Source organism: Aeribacillus sp. FSL K6-8394, from assembly GCF_038008865.1.
GTDB lineage: Bacteria > Bacillota > Bacilli > Bacillales > Aeribacillaceae > Aeribacillus > Aeribacillus composti.
The window spans coordinates 2,192,497-2,211,460 of sequence record NZ_JBBPAA010000001.1; the positions used below are offsets into that span (position 1 = coordinate 2,192,497).

Genomic DNA, 18,964 nt, shown 5'->3' on the forward strand with positions numbered 1-18,964 from the left:
GAAAATTCTAACTATATTTATGCAATGCTAATGATTGTATATAAAAAATAAAAATAGGAAAAGGGGAAATTAGATGAAAAGGATTATTCAATCTGGACTGTTTCTATTAGTTATATCAGTATTGTTATTGACAATGGCTGCTTGTGGAGCAAGCGGAAGCGATAATACTTCCGAAAGTGGCAAAGATGGAAAAAGAACAATCAAGATCGGGTATTTACCGATTACTCATGCAGTACCTCTGTTTATCGAGAAGGAATTAGAAAAATATGAAAAATTCAATCTTGAACTCGTGAAATTCGGTTCGTGGCCTGAGCTTGTAGACGCCTTAAACACAGGCAATATTGACGGAGCTTCCATGCTAGTTACTTTGGCTATGAAGGCAAAAGAGCAAGGCATAGATTTAAAAGCTGTCGCATTAGGACATCGAGATGGGAACGTACTTGTCGTAGCAAATGATATTAATAGTGTTAAAGACTTAAAGGGGAAAAATTTTGCTATTCCACACAAATTCTCCACTCACAATATTTTGCTTTATCAAATGTTAAAACAAAACGGATTAAAGTACGATGATGTAAAGGCTGTCGAGATGCCTCCAGCAGAAATGCCGGCAGCTTTATCTGAGGGCAGAATTGCTGGATATGTCGTTGCAGAACCTTTTGGTGCAGCTTCCGTATCGATCGGAAAGGGCAAGGTACTATTTCAAGATAATGAAATTTGGCAGAATTCCATTGACTGTGCACTAGTACTGCGCGGTGAATTTATCGAAAAGGAAAAAGAGATTGCTCAGGATTTTGTTAATTATTACTTAAAAGCTGGTGAGGTAGCAGAGCACAAGGATGAGCAAACAATTGAAATGTCCTCCAAATATATGAAAGCGGACAAAGAAGTAATGGATTTATCTTTTAAATGGATTGCCTATGACGATTTAATCATTCATGAAAAAGACTATAAAGAATTAACGAAAAACTTGATTGAGATGGGCTTACAAAAAAATCCGCCATCTTATGAAGAATTTGTAGATAATTCGCTAATAGACAATGCAAAGCTTCCATAAGGGGAATTCCTATTTCTCGAGCAAACCGAAAGATGGACGCGAATTTAAAGATGTTCTATGGTTAAGCAGGCACTAGGCATGTTGAACAACAGAAGCCCTAATGATGGAAGTATACTAAAATGACAGTTCCGCATGGTTGATGATGCATAAATTCACCAATTAATTTGAGAAAAAAGAGAAGTGATAGGATGATTAAATATAAGAATTTCATAAATGTCATCATTGGTTTTGCTATCTTGATTACCTTGTGGCAGTTAATTATTTTCATTGGAAAATATGATTCAGCACTTTTCCCTTCACCCATTCAAGTATGGGATGGAATACTTTCGCTTATTAAAGATGGCACACTGTTCGAACATTTTCAAGTGAGTATCATGCGATTTTTGGCTGGATATCTTTCTGCCGTTGTATTAGCGATCATTTTAGGACTTATTTTCGGCAGAATACCACTATTATGGGGAGTGATTGACCCAATTATCCAGGTATTGCGGCCTGTTTCGCCAATCGCATGGTCACCGTTTATTGTACTTTGGTTTGGGATTGGCAATATGCCGGCAATAGTAATTATTTTTATTGCTGCCTTCTTTCCTGTTTTGCTATCGACAGTATCTGCTGTAAAGAACGTTGATAAAACTTATTTGAAAGTGGCGCAAAATTTCGAGATTAAAAAATTCGAGCTATTGCGCAAAATCATTTTTCCTGCTACATTCCCTTATATTGCGAACGGGCTTCATATAGCTGTAGGTACAGCTTGGATTTTTCTTGTAGCAGGAGAGATGGTTGGAACGCAGTCAGGACTTGGTTATTTAGTTGTCGACGCCAGAAATTCCATGAGGCTAGATTTAGTCATGGCTGCCATACTATTTATCGGCGTATCCGGGCTGCTTCTCGATAAAGCGGTCGGACTTATTGAAAACTGGATTAATCGTATTTGGGGAAGAGCATAATCGCTGTGCACAGCAAACTTTCCTGTTTCAAGGGATATCTCAGCCCTACAAGTTGAAAGTGCTTTTCCAACTAATCATCTAATTGCCTATATTAATTTTTCAGAGGATAGTATGTTCATGATAAGAGCATACATCCTCTTTTTTTATACACATCTTTCTTATTTGGAACTAGTCTCTCCAGCGATTTTAGAAAACGGCAAAAATAATTCGGCTATTAAAAATAATCTTTCGGGCAAAATCATGCTAGATGTAAATCTTTTGTAAAGCAAAATTTACAATGAATTAGCTTGGGCACAATATTTGCTTAATATTTGTTTTTTATATTTCTTTTCACTAGCATTGCAGTAATTAAATCTGATGATTCAAAATACTAAGAATGTTCAATTTTTTATTGATTTCGAAACAAAAAAATCCTTTACAATGGAAGTACAGGTGGTTCCTGTCCAAATCCAATCGTAAAGGATAACTGTTATGGACAAGAATACACTAATTTCATCATTTGGTAAATGGGTTTCACCCATAAATATTCAAAAACTTAGCGAACAAGTCAAAGAATTGAAACAGGACTATTACACAAAAAAGCTGACAACAGAAGCCTATATTAAACTTTTATTGGTAGCCCAACTGCTCGAATTTAAGAGCTTAGAGGAAATGAGTGATGCACTTGTAGACGAAGATCTTCAAAAAGCACTCGGATTTGAATCGATAAGTGCCTCTCAGCTATCCCGAAAAAACAATCAGATCAACCCACTAATTCTTGCAAATTTGTTCTTGGATCTTGTTTGGAAAATTCAACGGTACCATTATAAAAACGGAAAGAATATGCCACTGAAAATCATTGATTCGAGTACACTCCCGTTGAATTTGACCAATTATAAATGGGCAAAATTCCGTAAAACAAAAGCTGGTGTAAAGCTACACTTACGGCTCGTTTTCATGGATAAAGACACCGTCTATCCTGAAAAAGCAGTGATTACGACAGCAAAAGAACATGACCGAAATCAACTCGAAGTCCTAGTGGATGATAAAGAAGCCATGTATGTGTTTGACCGCGGTTATGTGGACTATGAACGTTTTGACCGGATGACAGATGATGGCTATTTCTTCGTTTCAAGACTGAAGAAAAACGCAGTCATTCGTGAAGTCTATACATTTTCACTTCCTGATGATTGTCACGTTCTATCCGATAAAATGGTCTACATTGGTACCACACAAAATCGTACTGAAAATGTCTATCGTCTACTAGAAGTTATGGACACAAAAGGGAACTTACTTCGTTTAATTACCAACCGATTTGATTTAAAAGCAGAAGAGATAAGTGATATTTACCGATCTCGCTGGGCTATTGAACTCTTTTTCAAATGGCTTAAGCAACACGTAGAAATTAAGCACTTTTATGGAATGAGTGAAACAGCTATTCAAAATCAAATTTTCTTAGCCCTTATCACGTATTGCTTACATGTTCTCATTCAATTGGAGATGAAAAGTAAGAAATCCCTACTTCGAATTACTCGTTGGTTAAAGAGAGCTCTGTGGAAACCAGCTTATGTTTGGTTGCGAAAATTTGATGGGCGAGCCAGTCCATAATCTCCCTTTTGTCGTTGTCGCTCTGATTTAACTGTATATATTTACCAAATGGGCAGTGCCACCTTTCTTTAGGTTTTGTCTTTTTGGCACAAATTCACAAAAAATAATTAACAGAAAATTCTAACTATATTTATGCAATGCTAATGATTTCTTTTAAAAGCTTTTGATCCTCTGCCCCCATCCAAAGAGCAAGCATATTCTGCCCAACAAGATGTTTCGCGCAATCCAAAGTATATCAAACGTTTGCCAATCGAATTGCTTTTATAACAAAATACTTTTAAATCTTTAGAGCAGATTCGGAATTTTAAAAGAAAGGAAATTTAGCTGTGGCAAAAAGCAATGCAGGAACAATTTTGTTGGAAAGATTAAAAAAACATAGAATGGTAGCAGCTATTAAAGAACCGAAATATATTGAGAAAGCGATCAAGAATAAAGAACATTTAAGTGCTGTCTTACTAATGACAGGGACCATTTTAACGGTAAAAAGATATGTTGATTTCATCCAGTCTGAAGGGCTCCCCGTCATATTGCATGTTGAAAAAATAGGCGGTCTGGAAATGGATGGCGATGGAATTGACTTTGTAAAAAAGAATGTCCAGCCAACGGCGATCGTTACAACGAGGAACGGCATTATAAAAAAGGCAAAATCAAGCGGTTTATTTGTTATTCAGCGAATCTTTTTAATTGACACGGAAGTTTATCATAATTTAGTGAAGGATGCGGACCAAATCCGCTCAGATATAATAGAAATTATGCCGTGCCGTGCTCCGGATTTTTTAAAGAAATTCACAAAGGTTTCGCAAGTTCCCGTTATAACAGGAGGGCTGTTGACTTTGCCTGAACATGCGAAGGAAGCGATAAATAATGGCGCACTCGCTGTAACGACGTCCAACTCAAAATTGTGGGAAATGGATTTAAATAAATTTTAAAAGAGAATTTACATATGATTTATACTAGATTAACAATTCTCATCTATATTATAAGTAACAAGTGAATAATTACTGGTGCAAATAGAGAGACCTCAAATTTAATGTATATGGAATAGATATATACATTATATTTGGAGTCTCTTTTTTTGTTATGCAAGCAATTGGAGGTGATTTCGACATCATTTAATAGATTTGTCAGGTCGGGAGATAAAAAAGCATTTACACCTAAAATATTAATGCAAACGATCTGCCAACCTGTCATTGGCATAACGATGAAAAATAGCTTTATCTGAAATTGAAGACAGCTTGTAGAAGCCGCTTGCTCGAACACGGACGGTGATAGCCAGTCAAAGGCAACAAGATTTGTTAACTGATTCATGTAAAGAATTTTCTAAATAGCCGAAATGTCACGACATTTTGAAGATCCTTTCATTAATTACGGTCAAACAATTTGGTGAGGAGGAATATAATGAAATCATTTGTAAAATTGATTTGCGCATTTACATTAGTATTTATGTTAGCAGCTTGTAACAACACGAGCAAGCAGGCAGCCAATGACTCTCCTTCTAAATCAGAGGACGGCAACAAAAAAACGGTTATCGAATACTGGCACGTAAATGCTGAAACTCAAGGCGGAAAAACAGTAGAAGAGTTAGTGAAGGAATTTAATGCACAAAGTGATACTGTAGAAGTCGTAGCCAAATACAACCCGGACATGTATAAAGGGTTGATGCAAAATTTACAGGCTGAAGTAGCTGCGGGCAATTCACCAGCAGTTGTACAAGTAGGATGGGCATTTTTAGACTACTTCTCAAATAATTTTCATTATGTGCCGCCGCAAGAAATAATAGATAAATATTTTCCAGAAGATAAAACATTTTTAAAAGATCATTTCTTAAAAAATGTTTTGGATTTAGCGAAAAATTCGGATGGTGAACAAGTTGGGATTCCATATTCGTTAAGCAATCCAGTCCTCTATATTAATCGAGACCTTTTGCGAAAAGCTGGACTAGATGAAAATGGGCCAAAAACGTGGGAAGAGGTAAGAGAATTTTCCAAAATAATAAAAGAGAAAACCGGAAAATATGGGTTTTATTTGCAGGAGCCGGCAGATAACTGGGCTACACAAGCTTTATTAGAAAGCAACGGAGCCAAAATGATTACGGACGGAAAAGCAACATTTGCTTCAAAAGAAGGAATTGAAGCGTATCAACTATGGGCTGATATGGTGTTAAAAGATAAAACAGCCTTGCATTTGCCTTGGGATCAAGGTGTACAAAGCTTTATCGATGGCAATGTCGCCATGGTCTATACAACGATTGCACAACGTTCGCATATCCAAGCGAATGCCAAATTTGACGTAGCGGCAATCAAATCGCCAGCATGGGAAGGAAAAGAAGTAAGACTGCCGGCAGGTGGCGCAATGCTGGCTATTACAGCAAAAGATGAAGAGCAGCAAAAAGCAGCATGGGAATTCATGAAATTTCTTTATAGCGTTGAATCAATGGCCAAATGGACAGAAGGAACAGGTTATGTGCCTCCACGTAAAGATGTTGCAGAAGCAGAAAATGGACTTAAATCATTTTTAGAAGAAAATGAAATGATGAAGCCTGCCATAGAACAAATGGACAAGATTGTTCCTTGGGCATCATTCCCTGGAGACGCCGGTTTACAGGCAGAGCAATTATTAATAGATGTACGCGACGAAATTCTTACAGGAAAAGTATCAGTAGAAGAAGGTTTAAAATCAACGGAAAAATCCATCAACGAATTGTTAAAGTAAAAGGAAATGTCTACAAAGGGTGACTAACATTTATAACAATTTTTCAAAAAAACTTCCTTTAGTCACCCTCCTTTTAACTTTTATTTTCGGTATCAGTACGGAGGGTAATAAAAATATGAGTGATGGGACAGTTTTTAAAAATAAAGAGAGTTGGAAAGCGTATTGCTTATTGATTCCAACGTTAATTATATTTTCGATATTCATGTTCTGGCCATTTTTATACACGATTTATTTAAGCTTTTTTGACTGGAACATGATTACTCCGACAAAAGAATTTGTCGGATTGAAAAACTACATTGATGTTTTATCAGATCGAAATACATATAAAATATTGGGAAATACATTTATATATATTGCTTTCTTATTAGTTATAAACTGTATCATACCGTATCTTTTTGCTTTCGTATTAGATTTAATTTTAAAACGATTTAATGGTTTTTATAAAAGCGCCTTGTTTCTGCCGGCATTCATCTCATTGGTCGTTGGTTCGATATTGTTTACGTGGATTTTAAATCCAGTTTCCGGACCTGTTGCCATTATTTTAGGATGGTTCGGCATTGAAATGCCGATTTGGAGTAAATTAGACGGCTGGGTCATATTGGTTTTAAGTTTGATTACATCCTGGAAAGTATTTGGCTATAACTTTATCGTCCTTTATGCTTCTATCAACGGTATTTCACGCGAAATAATAGAAGCAGCCCGTTTGGATAATGTTCCTTTATGGAAAATATTCTTTCATATTGTCTTGCCTATGAGCAGCGCTACTGGCATTTATGTGTTTATTATTACAATCGTCCAAGGACTGCAGTATGTATTCACGCCTATAAAAGTGATAACACAAGGCGGTCCAAATTACGCCAGCTCCAATGCGATCTATCACGCCTATCACGAAGCCTTCGTACTTTACAGAACAGGACATTCTGCAGCTTTATCAATTATGACGATGTTAATCTTTTTCATATTATTAGTTCTTGAATTTAAGTTTGTTGAAAGAGGTATCTATTATGAAAATTAAACGATCTGTTGCGATACCTTGGCACATTATTTTTATCATTACAATCATTATTCTTTTATATCCTATCGTTTTTGCATTAGGTTCATCGTTTAAAACGTTGGAAGATGCCTACAACAATGTTTTGAACATAGTTCCGTTAAATCCGACATTCGAAAACTATATCACATTCTTTAATAGTTTACCTGCTTTCAAAATTACGATGAATACGTTCATTATTGCCTCTGTTGCGACAATTTTCAAACTGATTACATCATTTTTAGCAGCGTATGCTTTCGTATTTTTGCAGTTTAAAGGGAAAAACATTTTATATTTTATGTTAATTAGTACAATTTTTATCCCTTTTACCGTAACAATGATTCCAAACTATTTGATCATATCGGGTATCGGTTTAGTCAACAGCGTTTGGGGTGTTATTTTGCCGCAGCTTGCCAATGCGCTTGGTATCTTTCTAATGAGGCAGTCGATGAAAACAATCCCCATCTCGTTAATTGAAGCAGCAAAATTAGATCATATTGGACACGCCCGGATTATGAAAGATATCGTTCTCCCATTAGTGAGGCCGGCTGTCACATCAACAGGCATCTGGTTTTTCATTACTACCTGGAACGAATACGTATGGCCGGTGCTCATTTTAAAAAGCAAGGAAAATTATACATTGCCTCTTGCTTTACAGATGTACATCAGCTCAGAAGGCGGCACGAATTTTACTGTCGCCATGGCCGTATCAGTCATCACAATGATAATACCTTTAACTTTATATTTAATTTTCCAGAAGTATATTATAGGAACATTTACTTCTTCTGGAATTAAATAACGGAGGATGGCACAATGAAGGAAATAAGATTTGAAAACGTTTGGAAATCCTATGGAAAAACACATGTTGTAAAAGGGCTCAATCTTACCATTCATCCTGGAGAACGTTTAGTTCTTCTAGGTCCGTCCGGATGCGGCAAATCGACAACTTTACGCATGATTGCAGGCCTTGAAGAAATTACTTCGGGCGACTTATATTTGAATGGCGTAAAGGCGAATGACATTCCAAGCGGAAAAAGAAATGTAGCGATGGTATTTCAAAATTATGCATTATATCCTCATATGAATGTCGTTGAAAATATTACGTACGGTTTAAAAGTTCAGAAGGTTCATAAAGACGAAATTCAAAAAAGATTAAATGCTGTGTTAGAAATGCTCCAGCTGAAAGGGTATGAAAACAGATTGCCGAAAGATTTATCCGGCGGGCAAAGGCAGCGTGTCGCTTTAGCAAGAGCCGTTGTAAAAAAATCTGATTTCTTTCTGCTTGATGAACCATTATCAAATTTAGATGCGCAGCTAAGAGTATCTGCGCGCAAGGAACTAGTGAAAATCCATGAAATGTATAAGCAAACAATCGTTTATGTTACACATGATCAAATTGAAGCAATGACTATAGGGGATCGGATTGCGTTAATGAATCAAGGGCAATTGCAAATGGTAGATACGCCGGAAAATGTATATAACCGCCCTGCAAACATCTTTACGGCAAAATTTATCGGCTCGCCTCCAACGAATATTGTCGATATGGATTATTATGATGGCAAAGTTGTGATCGGGAAACAATCATTTTTATTACATCCGATGTGGATCCGACAAATAAATGAATGCAATGCTAAAACGTTTGTTTTTGGAATTCGTCCTGAACATCTAGAAATTTATAAAACTCCCCAAGAAAACACATTAAAAGGCACAGTGAAATACGTGGAAAACCAAGGAAGCAGCTACAGTATTTATATAAATTTAGAAGGTCATGAAGTGATTGCGATGAGTGAAAAAAAGAATTGGCATCCGGGGGAAATGGTCTATTTAAAACCAAAAATGGATCGTATTCATATTTTTGATCAAGAATCCACACAATCAATAGGCTATCCGCAAGAGCTGGATCTGAATGAAAGCAGTCCGATGAATCACAAAATCAATGTGGAAACATATCTTTCATGAGGTGGTTGTTTATGAAAAGAAAAATCTGTTATTCTGATTTGCCGCTTGTATCAAAAGATCCTTTAAAAAATGTCCATGACTTAATTGAATATGGAGCTGATAAAGTTGAACTATTAATGGATGGCGAAAAATGGGATGACATGGAAAAATCATTCAAAAAATTGTCTTCCAAACTAAAAGAATTGCCCATCGGCTACACCATTCATCCGCCAGCATGGGATATTAACTTAACAAGTGAAAATAAAGCGATTCGGGAAGCTTCATTTTTTGAATACAAAAAAGCGATTGAGTTTGCCGGCATGATTCAGGCTTCGCATGTTGTGATCCATCCTGGGTTCTGTTTTTCTCCGGTTTTTGACAAACGTTTAGCAAAGCAGCGAGCTGAAGATTATATCCATCAATTATGTGAATTTGCTAAACCTTTGAACGTCAAACTGGCAATCGAAAACGTCGGATACAACGGCAGTTCGATTTTTACGCAAGATGAGTTTATAAGCTTTTTAGAAAATATTCATGACACGGCAGGATATTTACTTGATATTGGCCACGCAAATTTAAACGGTTGGGATATTCCGCAAATAATGAAGCAGACAAAGGATCGACTGATTGCCCTCCATGTTCATGATAATAACGGAACAGGAGACGATCACTTGCCAATCGGTGAAGGAACTGTCCCATGGCAAGAAATCTTTAAAACGATTCATGAACAATCAATCGATTGTCAGCTCATCCTAGAATATGCCCCCGGAACACCGTTAGAAAAGTTACGCGAAGGCAAAGAAATTCTTCTAAAAGAACTTTCAACAGAATAAAGGTGGAGTATTGTATTGTTACACATTGACGATTTTGATGCATATTGTTTTGATTTAGATGGAACTATATATATTGGCAATAAACTTTTGCCCGGTGTAAAAGAAACGATCGACCGATTAAGGCGCCATAACAAAAAAATTCTTTTTATCACAAATACATCGACACAAACAAGAGAAGAATGCAGAAAGCGGCTTCATCATTTAGGAATTCAAGCGAAACTGGACGAAATCATGACAGCTTCTTATTTGTCAGCTGTATATTTTTTAGAGAAATCTCCGGACTCTTTAGTCTATATTGTAGGTGAAAAAGCGATTTCGGAAGAATTCCACAAATTTTCACTAAAAATGACCGACAATCCTATGGACGCGACCCACGTACTTGTCGGGCTTGATCGCTGCTTCACTTACGAAAAACTCAATTTGGCAATGAACGCGGTTCGTAATGGAGCCAAATTAATTGCAGCCAATCCGGATTCGCTTTGTCCAGTACCTGAAGGGTATATTTCAGATACACTGGCAATAGCGAAAGCAATAGAAGCTGCATCAGGACGGCCGATCGATCAGGTGATCGGGAAGCCTTCCTCTTTTTACGGCAAAAAAATTCTTGAAAAATTAAACATAAACAGCAACAGGTGCTTAATCATTGGCGATCGTTTAGAAACCGATATTTTGCTTGGAAAAACAAATAATTGCCGCACATGCCTTGTATTAACAGGAGCCTCTAGAAAAGAAGATATTGAAAAAAACAAAATTTACCCGAATTATATTGCACAAAATTTACAGTATTTGTTTTTCATGAAATAAATCGATGCTTTCATACATACTGATTTTTAGGTAAAAGGTTCAAACCCAGGTGGACGTGATTCATCCTCAAAGCTGTCACGCTCCACCTGTTTTTTATACACACAATCAGCCATTAAATTTTTTGACAACAACATCATTGAAAATACTCATCCAAAGCGACAATCATCGCCCCCATCCGCTCCAGTTCTGGAGCCACGATGCGCTGCACCCCATATTCCTTCAATTCTCCAGCAGTTACTTTGCCGACGGCTGCTGCCAAAACATTTTGTTGAAATGCCTCTATAAGGTCGGATGTTGCTCCTTTTTTTTCAGCCAATTTAAAAAGCACTCTTACTTGCGGGGCAGCTGTAAACGCAACAGCATTCAGCTTATTCTCGATTATTTCATCCAGCAGCTGCTCAACGGTCTCAGGATTAGGTACAATGGAGCGGTATGGCAAAATTTCATGCAAAATCGCTCCGTGCTTTTCAAACCATTCTGAAAGCTTTGGCACCGGTTCTCCATGCAATTGTAAAAAAACATGCTTGTCTTTAAAAGAAAATCCTTCAATAGCCCGAAGCAGCCCGTCATTCGTTCCGTCATCATCACAAGCATCCGGCTGAATGCCGATTTGTTTAAGAGCCGCTTTCGTTTTATAGCCGCGGGCAGCTATTTTTGCTTCTTTTAAAACGTTTATAAATGAATCCAAAATGCCGATCTTTTCTGCCGCTTCCAACAGAGCGTTCGTCCCTATTCCTGTCGTAAACACAGCCCAGTCAGTCCCTTTTTCAACAATGCTTCGAAGATCAGCCTCCAAATCCGAAGGAGAGCATTTTATTGTTTCTTGAATAGCTCGAATAACAGGCTCCCCTCCTTTTTTACGAATTAACGTGGAAATTTCCCCGCTCTTTCGAGAGCCTGTGATAGCGATCCGCTTCCCATGTAAATTTCCCATGCCTTTCTTCCCCCTTTTTCTCTATCATACTATAAATACTCCGTTCATCCCTTATTTTCAAATGAAAAAGTTTGAGTCAAGTATTTGTGGGCAACTTTTTTATGGAAGTAGCGTTAGAGCCGTTATGGAATTTCAATGCTTATGTATGTTAGCGGTAGACGGGATTATAGGAAAAGCACACCTAGCTTTCTGTCTTAATAAGTACCGCTATTGTTTTTGGAGATGAGAGTCTGTTCACTTCATTTTTCATCAATGATTAAAAGCCAATACTATGTAGAAAAGTATTGGCTTTTTGTAATGCCTTCTCACGGTGTCTAACTTGCGAGTCTCATAATCAAATGTTGACCTTGTCTATGACTTTCGGCATATGTATGTGTTTTTTGCGTCTGTTTCTTTTATCGAAAAGGTTGAGACGTTCAAGCACATACTAATCAATTCGACATGTCGGTCATACCTCCCTGGGTAAGGGTGCAGTCTTTCCTTCCAACTGTCTGCTTCATTTACTCTGTACCATCTTTGATAGAAAGGACTTTGTTTCATCCAATGGCAACTAGCCTCATATGAAGTTCGTGTTTCGAGAGACACCCTAAGTTTGCTGCCCGCTTCCTTCAGATTCCACATCACCACGGACACTATTGCGTTAAGCTAACTGCTACTTTTGCCTTCGCAGCTCGAGACTTTCACCCTAGAGATTACACCCATGCCCGGGTGCATATGAAAAAAGAGAGCTGTTTTCAGCTCCCTTTTGAAAAATTATTGGATCGCATTATCCACTTCTTTCACCATTTCAGCAACCGAAATCAATCCGCCGCCGGATAAATACCAGTAGTTAGGATCTAAGTACACAATATTGCCGTTTTTGTAGGCATTTGTCTTTTTCACTAATTCATTTTCTACTGTTTGTTTTGCAGATGATTGGCCGCCTACAACAGCACCGCGGTCTACCACAAATAAGTAATCAGGATTTTTTTCAACGATATATTCAAATGAAATGCTTTGTCCGTGTGTAGAAACTTCAATGTTTTCATCTACAGCTTTAATTCCAAATTCATCATGGATGAGTCCAAATCTAGATTTCGGTCCATATGCGCTGACTTTCCCTTCATTGGCTAAAATAACTAATGCATTTTTTCCAGACGCTTCTGCTTTTTCTTTTAGCTTTTTAATCGATTCATCGATTGCTGCCAGTTCTTTTTCAGCTTCCTCTTCTTTACCGAAAATTTTTCCAAGTGTTTTCACATTTTCATGGAATGACTCTAAATATTTCGTTGTATCAACACCCATAAAGATGGTTGGTGCAATTTTCTCAAACTCTTCATAAACCTCTGATTGTCTTCCGGAAATAATGATCAAATCAGGCTCAATCGAACTGATTTTTTCAAAATCCGGTTCTTTTAAACCGCCGACATTTTCATATTTATCGTCACTGTATTTGTCTTTTAAATAGGATGGAAGGTTATCCTTCGGTACACCTACCACTTCAACGCCAAGCTTATCCAATGTGTCAAGAGCACCAAAATCAAAAACGACGACTTTTTCTGGATTTTTCTTCACTTTTGTTTCGCCAAGCTGATGCTTAATCGTCAGTTCTTCTGACTCCTGTTTCGTGCCATTTTTTTCACCTTCGCCGCTAGTTGACCCGTTCGAGCCGCAAGCTGCAACAACAAAAACCATCAAAGAAGCAATGAGAAAAACTAAAAACTTTTTCATAAAAATTACCCCCTGTATATTTTTTAAATGATGTCGGCAATTCTTTAAACATCTCGCAATTGAATAAGAAAATCATTATCATTTCGAATTCTTTGTAAGGAAGAGCTGACAGCTCTTCCTTCTGCTGAGATGTTTATCAAAATGCCTCCATCCATACTACCCTTTAAGAAAAGTACACACATATTTTGCAATTGTTTATTTGCTGGATGTTTATATCCATATCATATACGTCTTTTAAGACAGAACGATCTATGACTTGATCAGTTGGCCCGACGTGTACGAGTTCTCCATCTTTCATTGCAACTACATAATCGGCATACACCGATGCAAAATTGATATCGTGCAGTACAATGACAATTGTTTTTCCAAGTTCATCGACAAGTTTTCTTAACATTTTCATAATTTGCACAGAGTGCTTCATATCTAAATTGTTCAATGGCTCATCAAGCAAAATATATTCGGTATCCTGCGCGATCACCATAGCGATAAAAGCCCGCTGCTTTTGGCCTCCGCTCAACTGATCAAGAAATTTATGTTCGATCTCTTCAAGCCCCATGTAACGGATCGCTTCATCCACATGCCTTTGATCTTCTTTTGTTAATCTTCCGCTTGAATACGGAAATCTGCCGAAAGAGACAAGTTCCCTGACTGTTAAGCGAAGATTAATGTGGTTTGATTGCTTTAAGATCGAAATTTTTTTCGCCAAATCGTTGCTTTTGCATGCGCCAAGTTCTTTTCCGTCAATCAATATTTCTCCATCATCTTTTTTTATTAATCGGCTGATCATTGATAGCAGTGTGCTTTTTCCAGCTCCGTTTGGGCCGATGAAGGCTGTGATTTTTTGTTTCGGAATTTTCAGCGAGACGCCTTTTACTACAAATTTGTTTCCGTACTGTTTTGAAACATTTTTTACTTCTACCATGATCGATTCTCCTTTAATAGAAGATAAATAAAATAAACCCCTCCAACAAAATTAATGACAACACTTAACGTAGTTGAAAATGTAAACACTCTTTCGACCAATAGCTGACCGCCAACCAACGCAATGATGGAAAAAAGAACGGTCCCGATCGTTAAAACACTATGTTTATATGTGTTTAAAAATTCCCTTGCCACGTTAATCACGAGAAGGCCTAAAAACGTCATCGGACCGGTTAAAGCTGTCGAAATCGAAACGAAAACAGCCACAATGATCAAAAGCCTTTTGACAACATGATCGTAATCAATGCCGAGATTAATCGCATGCTCCCTTCCAAGTGCCAGCACATCTAAATATTTGAAATATTTCAGTGAATAAAGACCCGCCAGCAACATAACGGCAATCGACAAGTACAGCAAATCCGTATTCACGTTATTGATGCTGGCAAACATTCTGTCCTGCACAATTAGAAATTCGTTAGGATCTATCAGCACTTGCATAAAAGAAGTCAAGCTGTTAAATAATGTTCCGAATATCAGTCCAATCAGAAGAAGAAAATAAATGTCTTGACCTTCGCCTCGAAGAAGGAATTTGTAAAAGATCAGTGCAAACAGCATCATAAAGAACAAGGAAAGCGCAAAGTTAATATTTTTATCGATCATCGCAACATGTGTTGAACCAAATAAAAAGACAAGCATGGTTTGCAAAAGCATATATAAAGAATCTAAACCTAAAATGCTCGGAGTTAAAATTCTGTTGTTTGTAATCGTTTGAAATACTAACGTTGAAAAACCGATTGCTACACTTGTAATAATAACCGCCAGCATCTTCACCGAACGGCGCGGCAATGCATAATCCCAATTTTTGCCGAGGTCGATGAACAAAAAGGTGATCATTAAAAGGACTGCGACCACTAGAAGAGATGTTATTTTCGCTCTATAACCCATATGCTTTTCTCCTCATAAGTAAGTAAACAAAAATGGCACTGCCGATGACACCGACGGTTAAGCTGATCGAGATTTCGTACGGATATATAATGATTCGCCCTAAAATATCGCAAAACATAACGAAAACAGCACCGAGCAAAGCGGTATGAATCAAATTCTTTTTCAAATGGTCTCCATTGTATATGGCGACAATATTCGGAACGACAAGACCTAGAAACGGAATGGTTCCAACCGTCAATACAACAGATGAAGTGATCAAAGCTACGATAACAAGTCCGATATTGACAACTTGTTTATAATTCAAGCCTAAATTTTTCGAAAATTCCTCTCCCATTCCAGCGACAGTGAATTGATTCGCATACAAGTATGCAATTAATACAAAAGGAATGCTGACATACAATAATTCATATTGACCTTTTAAAATTAACGAAAAATCTCCTTCCAGCCATGAGGAAACATTTTGAATCAAATTATTTTTGTATGCAAAAAAAGTAGTGATAGATCCAATGATGTTGCCGAACATCAGCCCGACTAGAGGAACAAAAATAGTATCTTTATATTTGATTTTCTCCAATATTTTCATAAAGATAAATGTTCCTAAAAGTGCAAAAGCAAATGCAACAATCATTTTTTGAATCGGACTAGCGTCTGCAAAAACCATGATCGCAACTAAAATCCCCAATCTGGCGGAATCCATCGTTCCTGCCGTAGTTGGGGAAACGAACTTGTTTCTGCTCAGCTGCTGCATAATAAGACCGGCAATGCTTATGCTCGTTCCTGCAATAATAATGCTAATGACACGCGGAATTCTGCTGATGATCAAAATTTGTATTTGTTCATCTGTCAAATTGAATAAATCAGTTGGTTTAATATCTTTTACCCCGATAAAAATCGATGCAATTGAAAGAATAATGAGAGCAATGATCAAATATCGTTTTTTCATTTTTTAACTCTTTCCGTAATAAATTAATAATGAGATTCGTTATCAATTATAATAAGAATAAGACTCATTTTCAACACATTTAGAAAAAATGTCTGAATTTGTCCACAATTTGATGGATGAAGAAGATTAAACCTCTCTTATAAACATCATTTTTTACCATAAATTTCATTGAATGCTAGCTTCCTTGTAGTAAAATCCTCTTATCAAATATTTTCTCCCGCCAAAATTTTACTTACAGAAAATGTTTAAAGATTTGATGAACTTGCATAATTATAAATTGTTTGGTTTTTTTATTGACAAAATAATGTTCATACCGATAATATATATGAATAAATATTTTATTTTACTTATAATTATTCATTCGATTAAATGAGGGAGTATACATGCACATTCGAAGAGCGACTATGAGCGATACAGATGCCATCTATCAATTAATTAAACATTATGCATTGGAAGGAAAGCTGCTCAGCAGAACGTACGCATCTATTTATGAAAATTTACAAAATTTTTATGTTGCAGATGAAGGTGGAGCAGTGGCTGGCGTTGCCAGCTTGCATATTTTAGACAAAGATTTGGCTGAAATCCGCTCGCTGGCCGTTGACCCTGACCATACCGGAAAAGGCATCGGAAAAGAGCTCGTAAAACAAATCATTTATGAAACAAACAGGTTGGAAATTGAAAATTTGATTGCCTTAACGTATCAAATCGAGTTTTTTACCAAATTAGGATTCGATATCGTTGACAAGCAATCTCTCCCGCAAAAAATGTGGAAGGATTGCATCAATTGTCCGAAACTTCCATCGTGTGACGAAACAGCTATGTTAAAAAAAGTATGGCAGAAAGAACTAGCGAAACAATAACAATAATTCATCACACTTTTTTATTGCCCGCCTCAAAGAAGCCGCACCGTCGCAGTTTTCAATAGTAAATAAAATGAAAGGAGCTATCCAGAAAGTCAAATCCCTATCGTAAACAATCGAGTAGGAGGGAGCGATTAACTCCCGTCCTCTCACACCACCGTACGTACGGTTCCGTATACGGCGGTTCAATTAAGATAATTGACGCAAGTTTTCATAACTTCCGTGAATAGCTGTTCTCTTTATGCCAGTGGTCACTCCACCCTCCAAGAGGTCTCCCACGGGATTCACCGCTTCCTCCCTCAAGTGAGGTACTACGTTTTCTGTGTTCATCATGACTCACTGAATGCCAAGGGCTATTCTCTCTTAATTGTTCGGTCCTTCTTAGTTGTTCTAGATCAACTAATACTATGACCTCTGCTGACTTCTGACGGTTCAGCTACTTATCACTAAGTAGGTTATGAAGCGTACTTCACATATCCGCCAGACCTCCCCGGGTAAGTACATGCACTTTCACACCATCTATCCGCCTCATTTACTCGATATGACCTTCGACAGAAAGAGCTTTGTTTTGTTATGCAAACTCACTCAATCATACCTAGCCTTATATGAGGTTCGTGTTCCTCGGACCGGTGTTTTGCCTCCAGCTTCCTTCAGATTCCGCGTCACCACGGACACCCTTTCGTTGAGCTGACCTCTACTTCTGTCTTCGGGGTTCGGGACTTACACCCTATAGTTCATATACATGCCGGGCGCACAAAAATCATAAACGTCGTATATCAACGTTTATAAAACATTAAAGGGGGCGTCAATAAGCCGTAAAAACGACTTATTAGACACCCCTTCACATCCATAAACCATTTACAGCACAAATTGTCGAATAGCATAGGCGACACCGTGTTCATCGTTTGTCCTCGTCACGATATCGCACATTTCTTTCACCTCAGGCTCGGCATTCCCCATTGCAACGGAAAGCCCTGCAGCTTCCAGCATTGGAACGTCATTGAAATTATCACCAATCGCAATCGTTTGTTCCAATGGGATATTGTAGTGCTTGGCAACAGCTTTTAATCCATATCCTTTATTTCCCTTTTCATCCATTATTTCAACGTTGTAGTCACCTGATGTCGTAACCGCAATCCCAGCAATGTTTTCTAATTGTTCCATAATTTCTTTTCTAGTATGTTGATTAAATTGCAAAATAAAAAACTTTTGGACCGATAAATCACCGCGGTTTATAACATCTTGTATATGACGAAAGTATCGATTATTGTCGGTCCTTTTTGGCTGCTCGATAAACTGTTTGTACTCAGATTCAAGCAAACATTTTGCCAGCTCCGGATTCGACTGCAGAGCAGAGCGAACTTTGGCGCTCCAGTCTTCCGGCATCCAAATACCATCATTTGTATAAAGTTTATACGGCACACCATAACTCTCCAAAATTTCGGCTGCTTCCAACATGTTTTGTTTGTTCATTGAAATGTATTTCGGCTTTTCTCCTTCGATTACGACAACTGTTCCATTGCTTGCTGCAAATGGACATGCCAAATCATATTCGTCCAGCAGTTCACGAATACTCTCAGGCGCCCTGCCGGAGCAAATCATGATGATGTTTCCCTCATTTTGTGCTTCCCGAATAGCTGTAAGATTTTCTTCTGATATGGATAAATTGGAAGATAGCAATGTCCCGTCTAAATCAATAGCTACTAATTTCATACTGTTTCCCCTTTTAACAAAGTAAAGTGATTA

General features: G+C 37.5%; 17 protein-coding genes. 11 read left to right on the top strand and 6 right to left on the bottom strand.

Annotated elements, in window-relative coordinates; translation table 11 throughout:
* The first annotated feature begins 73 nt into the window (after positions 1–73).
* The 10 genes from NSR00_RS10445 to NSR00_RS10490 all read left to right on the top strand — a co-directional run bounded on the left by NSR00_RS10445 (position 74) and on the right by NSR00_RS10490 (position 10,905).
* Positions 74–1,054, top strand: coding sequence for an ABC transporter substrate-binding protein (locus NSR00_RS10445; protein ID WP_340788567.1), 981 nt, complete (start codon positions 74–76; stop codon positions 1,052–1,054).
* 188 nt (positions 1,055–1,242) lie between these two features.
* Positions 1,243–2,001, top strand: coding sequence for an ABC transporter permease (locus NSR00_RS10450; protein ID WP_063386789.1), 759 nt, complete (start codon positions 1,243–1,245; stop codon positions 1,999–2,001).
* 471 nt (positions 2,002–2,472) lie between these two features.
* Positions 2,473–3,588, top strand: coding sequence for an IS4 family transposase (locus tag NSR00_RS10455; RefSeq protein ID WP_340786703.1), 1,116 nt, complete (start codon positions 2,473–2,475; stop codon positions 3,586–3,588).
* A gap of 326 nt (positions 3,589–3,914) precedes the next feature.
* Entirely contained in the window at positions 3,915–4,517 is a 603-nt protein-coding gene (locus tag NSR00_RS10460) for a glycerol-3-phosphate responsive antiterminator (RefSeq protein WP_232515598.1), read from the top strand.
* Positions 4,518–4,986: 469 nt separating this feature from the next.
* Positions 4,987–6,300 (top strand): ABC transporter substrate-binding protein, encoded by a 1,314-nt coding sequence (locus NSR00_RS10465; RefSeq protein WP_340788571.1) that lies wholly within the window; start codon positions 4,987–4,989, stop codon positions 6,298–6,300.
* Positions 6,301–6,415: 115 nt separating this feature from the next.
* Positions 6,416–7,315, top strand: coding sequence for a carbohydrate ABC transporter permease (locus NSR00_RS10470; protein ID WP_327848576.1), 900 nt, complete (start codon positions 6,416–6,418; stop codon positions 7,313–7,315).
* Entirely contained in the window at positions 7,305–8,129 is an 825-nt protein-coding gene (locus NSR00_RS10475) for a carbohydrate ABC transporter permease (protein WP_003252244.1), read from the top strand. The genes NSR00_RS10470 and NSR00_RS10475 overlap by 11 nt, the downstream gene beginning before the upstream one ends.
* A 14-nt stretch (positions 8,130–8,143) precedes the next feature.
* Positions 8,144–9,289 carry an ABC transporter ATP-binding protein gene (locus NSR00_RS10480; protein ID WP_340788590.1) on the top strand — a complete coding sequence of 382 codons (1,146 nt, stop codon included), beginning with the start codon at positions 8,144–8,146 and terminating at the stop codon, positions 9,287–9,289.
* 11 nt (positions 9,290–9,300) lie between these two features.
* Positions 9,301–10,101, top strand: coding sequence for a sugar phosphate isomerase/epimerase family protein (locus NSR00_RS10485; protein WP_063386793.1), 801 nt, complete (start codon positions 9,301–9,303; stop codon positions 10,099–10,101).
* 15 nt (positions 10,102–10,116) lie between these two features.
* Complete coding sequence (locus NSR00_RS10490) at positions 10,117–10,905, top strand: HAD-IIA family hydrolase (RefSeq protein WP_311066522.1); 789 nt, start codon at positions 10,117–10,119, stop codon at positions 10,903–10,905.
* A gap of 133 nt (positions 10,906–11,038) precedes the next feature.
* Here NSR00_RS10490 and NSR00_RS10495 read toward each other — a convergent pair whose 3' ends face one another.
* The 5 genes from NSR00_RS10495 to NSR00_RS10515 form a co-directional block, all read right to left on the bottom strand.
* On the bottom strand, positions 11,039–11,839 hold the full coding sequence (locus NSR00_RS10495; RefSeq protein WP_340788596.1) for a uroporphyrinogen-III synthase: 801 nt from the start codon (positions 11,837–11,839) through the stop codon (positions 11,039–11,041).
* 753 nt (positions 11,840–12,592) lie between these two features.
* Complete coding sequence (locus NSR00_RS10500; protein ID WP_340788598.1) at positions 12,593–13,549, bottom strand: siderophore ABC transporter substrate-binding protein; 957 nt, start codon at positions 13,547–13,549, stop codon at positions 12,593–12,595.
* Positions 13,550–13,712: 163 nt separating this feature from the next.
* Positions 13,713–14,471: an iron ABC transporter ATP-binding protein gene (locus tag NSR00_RS10505; protein WP_339212102.1), complete on the bottom strand. Its 759-nt coding sequence runs from the start codon at positions 14,469–14,471 to the stop codon at positions 13,713–13,715.
* Positions 14,465–15,415 (bottom strand): iron chelate uptake ABC transporter family permease subunit, encoded by a 951-nt coding sequence (locus NSR00_RS10510; protein WP_340788604.1) that lies wholly within the window; start codon positions 15,413–15,415, stop codon positions 14,465–14,467. The genes NSR00_RS10505 and NSR00_RS10510 overlap by 7 nt, the downstream gene beginning before the upstream one ends.
* Positions 15,405–16,358 carry an ABC transporter permease gene (locus NSR00_RS10515; RefSeq protein WP_339197568.1) on the bottom strand — a complete coding sequence of 318 codons (954 nt, stop codon included), beginning with the start codon at positions 16,356–16,358 and terminating at the stop codon, positions 15,405–15,407. The genes NSR00_RS10510 and NSR00_RS10515 overlap by 11 nt, the downstream gene beginning before the upstream one ends.
* Before the next feature lie 383 nt (positions 16,359–16,741).
* Between NSR00_RS10515 and NSR00_RS10520 the strand changes: the two genes are divergently transcribed.
* Positions 16,742–17,218 (top strand): N-acetyltransferase, encoded by a 477-nt coding sequence (locus tag NSR00_RS10520; protein ID WP_340788609.1) that lies wholly within the window; start codon positions 16,742–16,744, stop codon positions 17,216–17,218.
* Between the two features lie 858 nt (positions 17,219–18,076).
* On the opposite strand, the gene NSR00_RS10525 is transcribed toward NSR00_RS10520, so the two are convergent.
* Positions 18,077–18,931 carry a Cof-type HAD-IIB family hydrolase gene (locus tag NSR00_RS10525; RefSeq protein WP_340788613.1) on the bottom strand — a complete coding sequence of 285 codons (855 nt, stop codon included), beginning with the start codon at positions 18,929–18,931 and terminating at the stop codon, positions 18,077–18,079.
* Between the last annotated feature and the right edge of the window lie 33 nt (positions 18,932–18,964).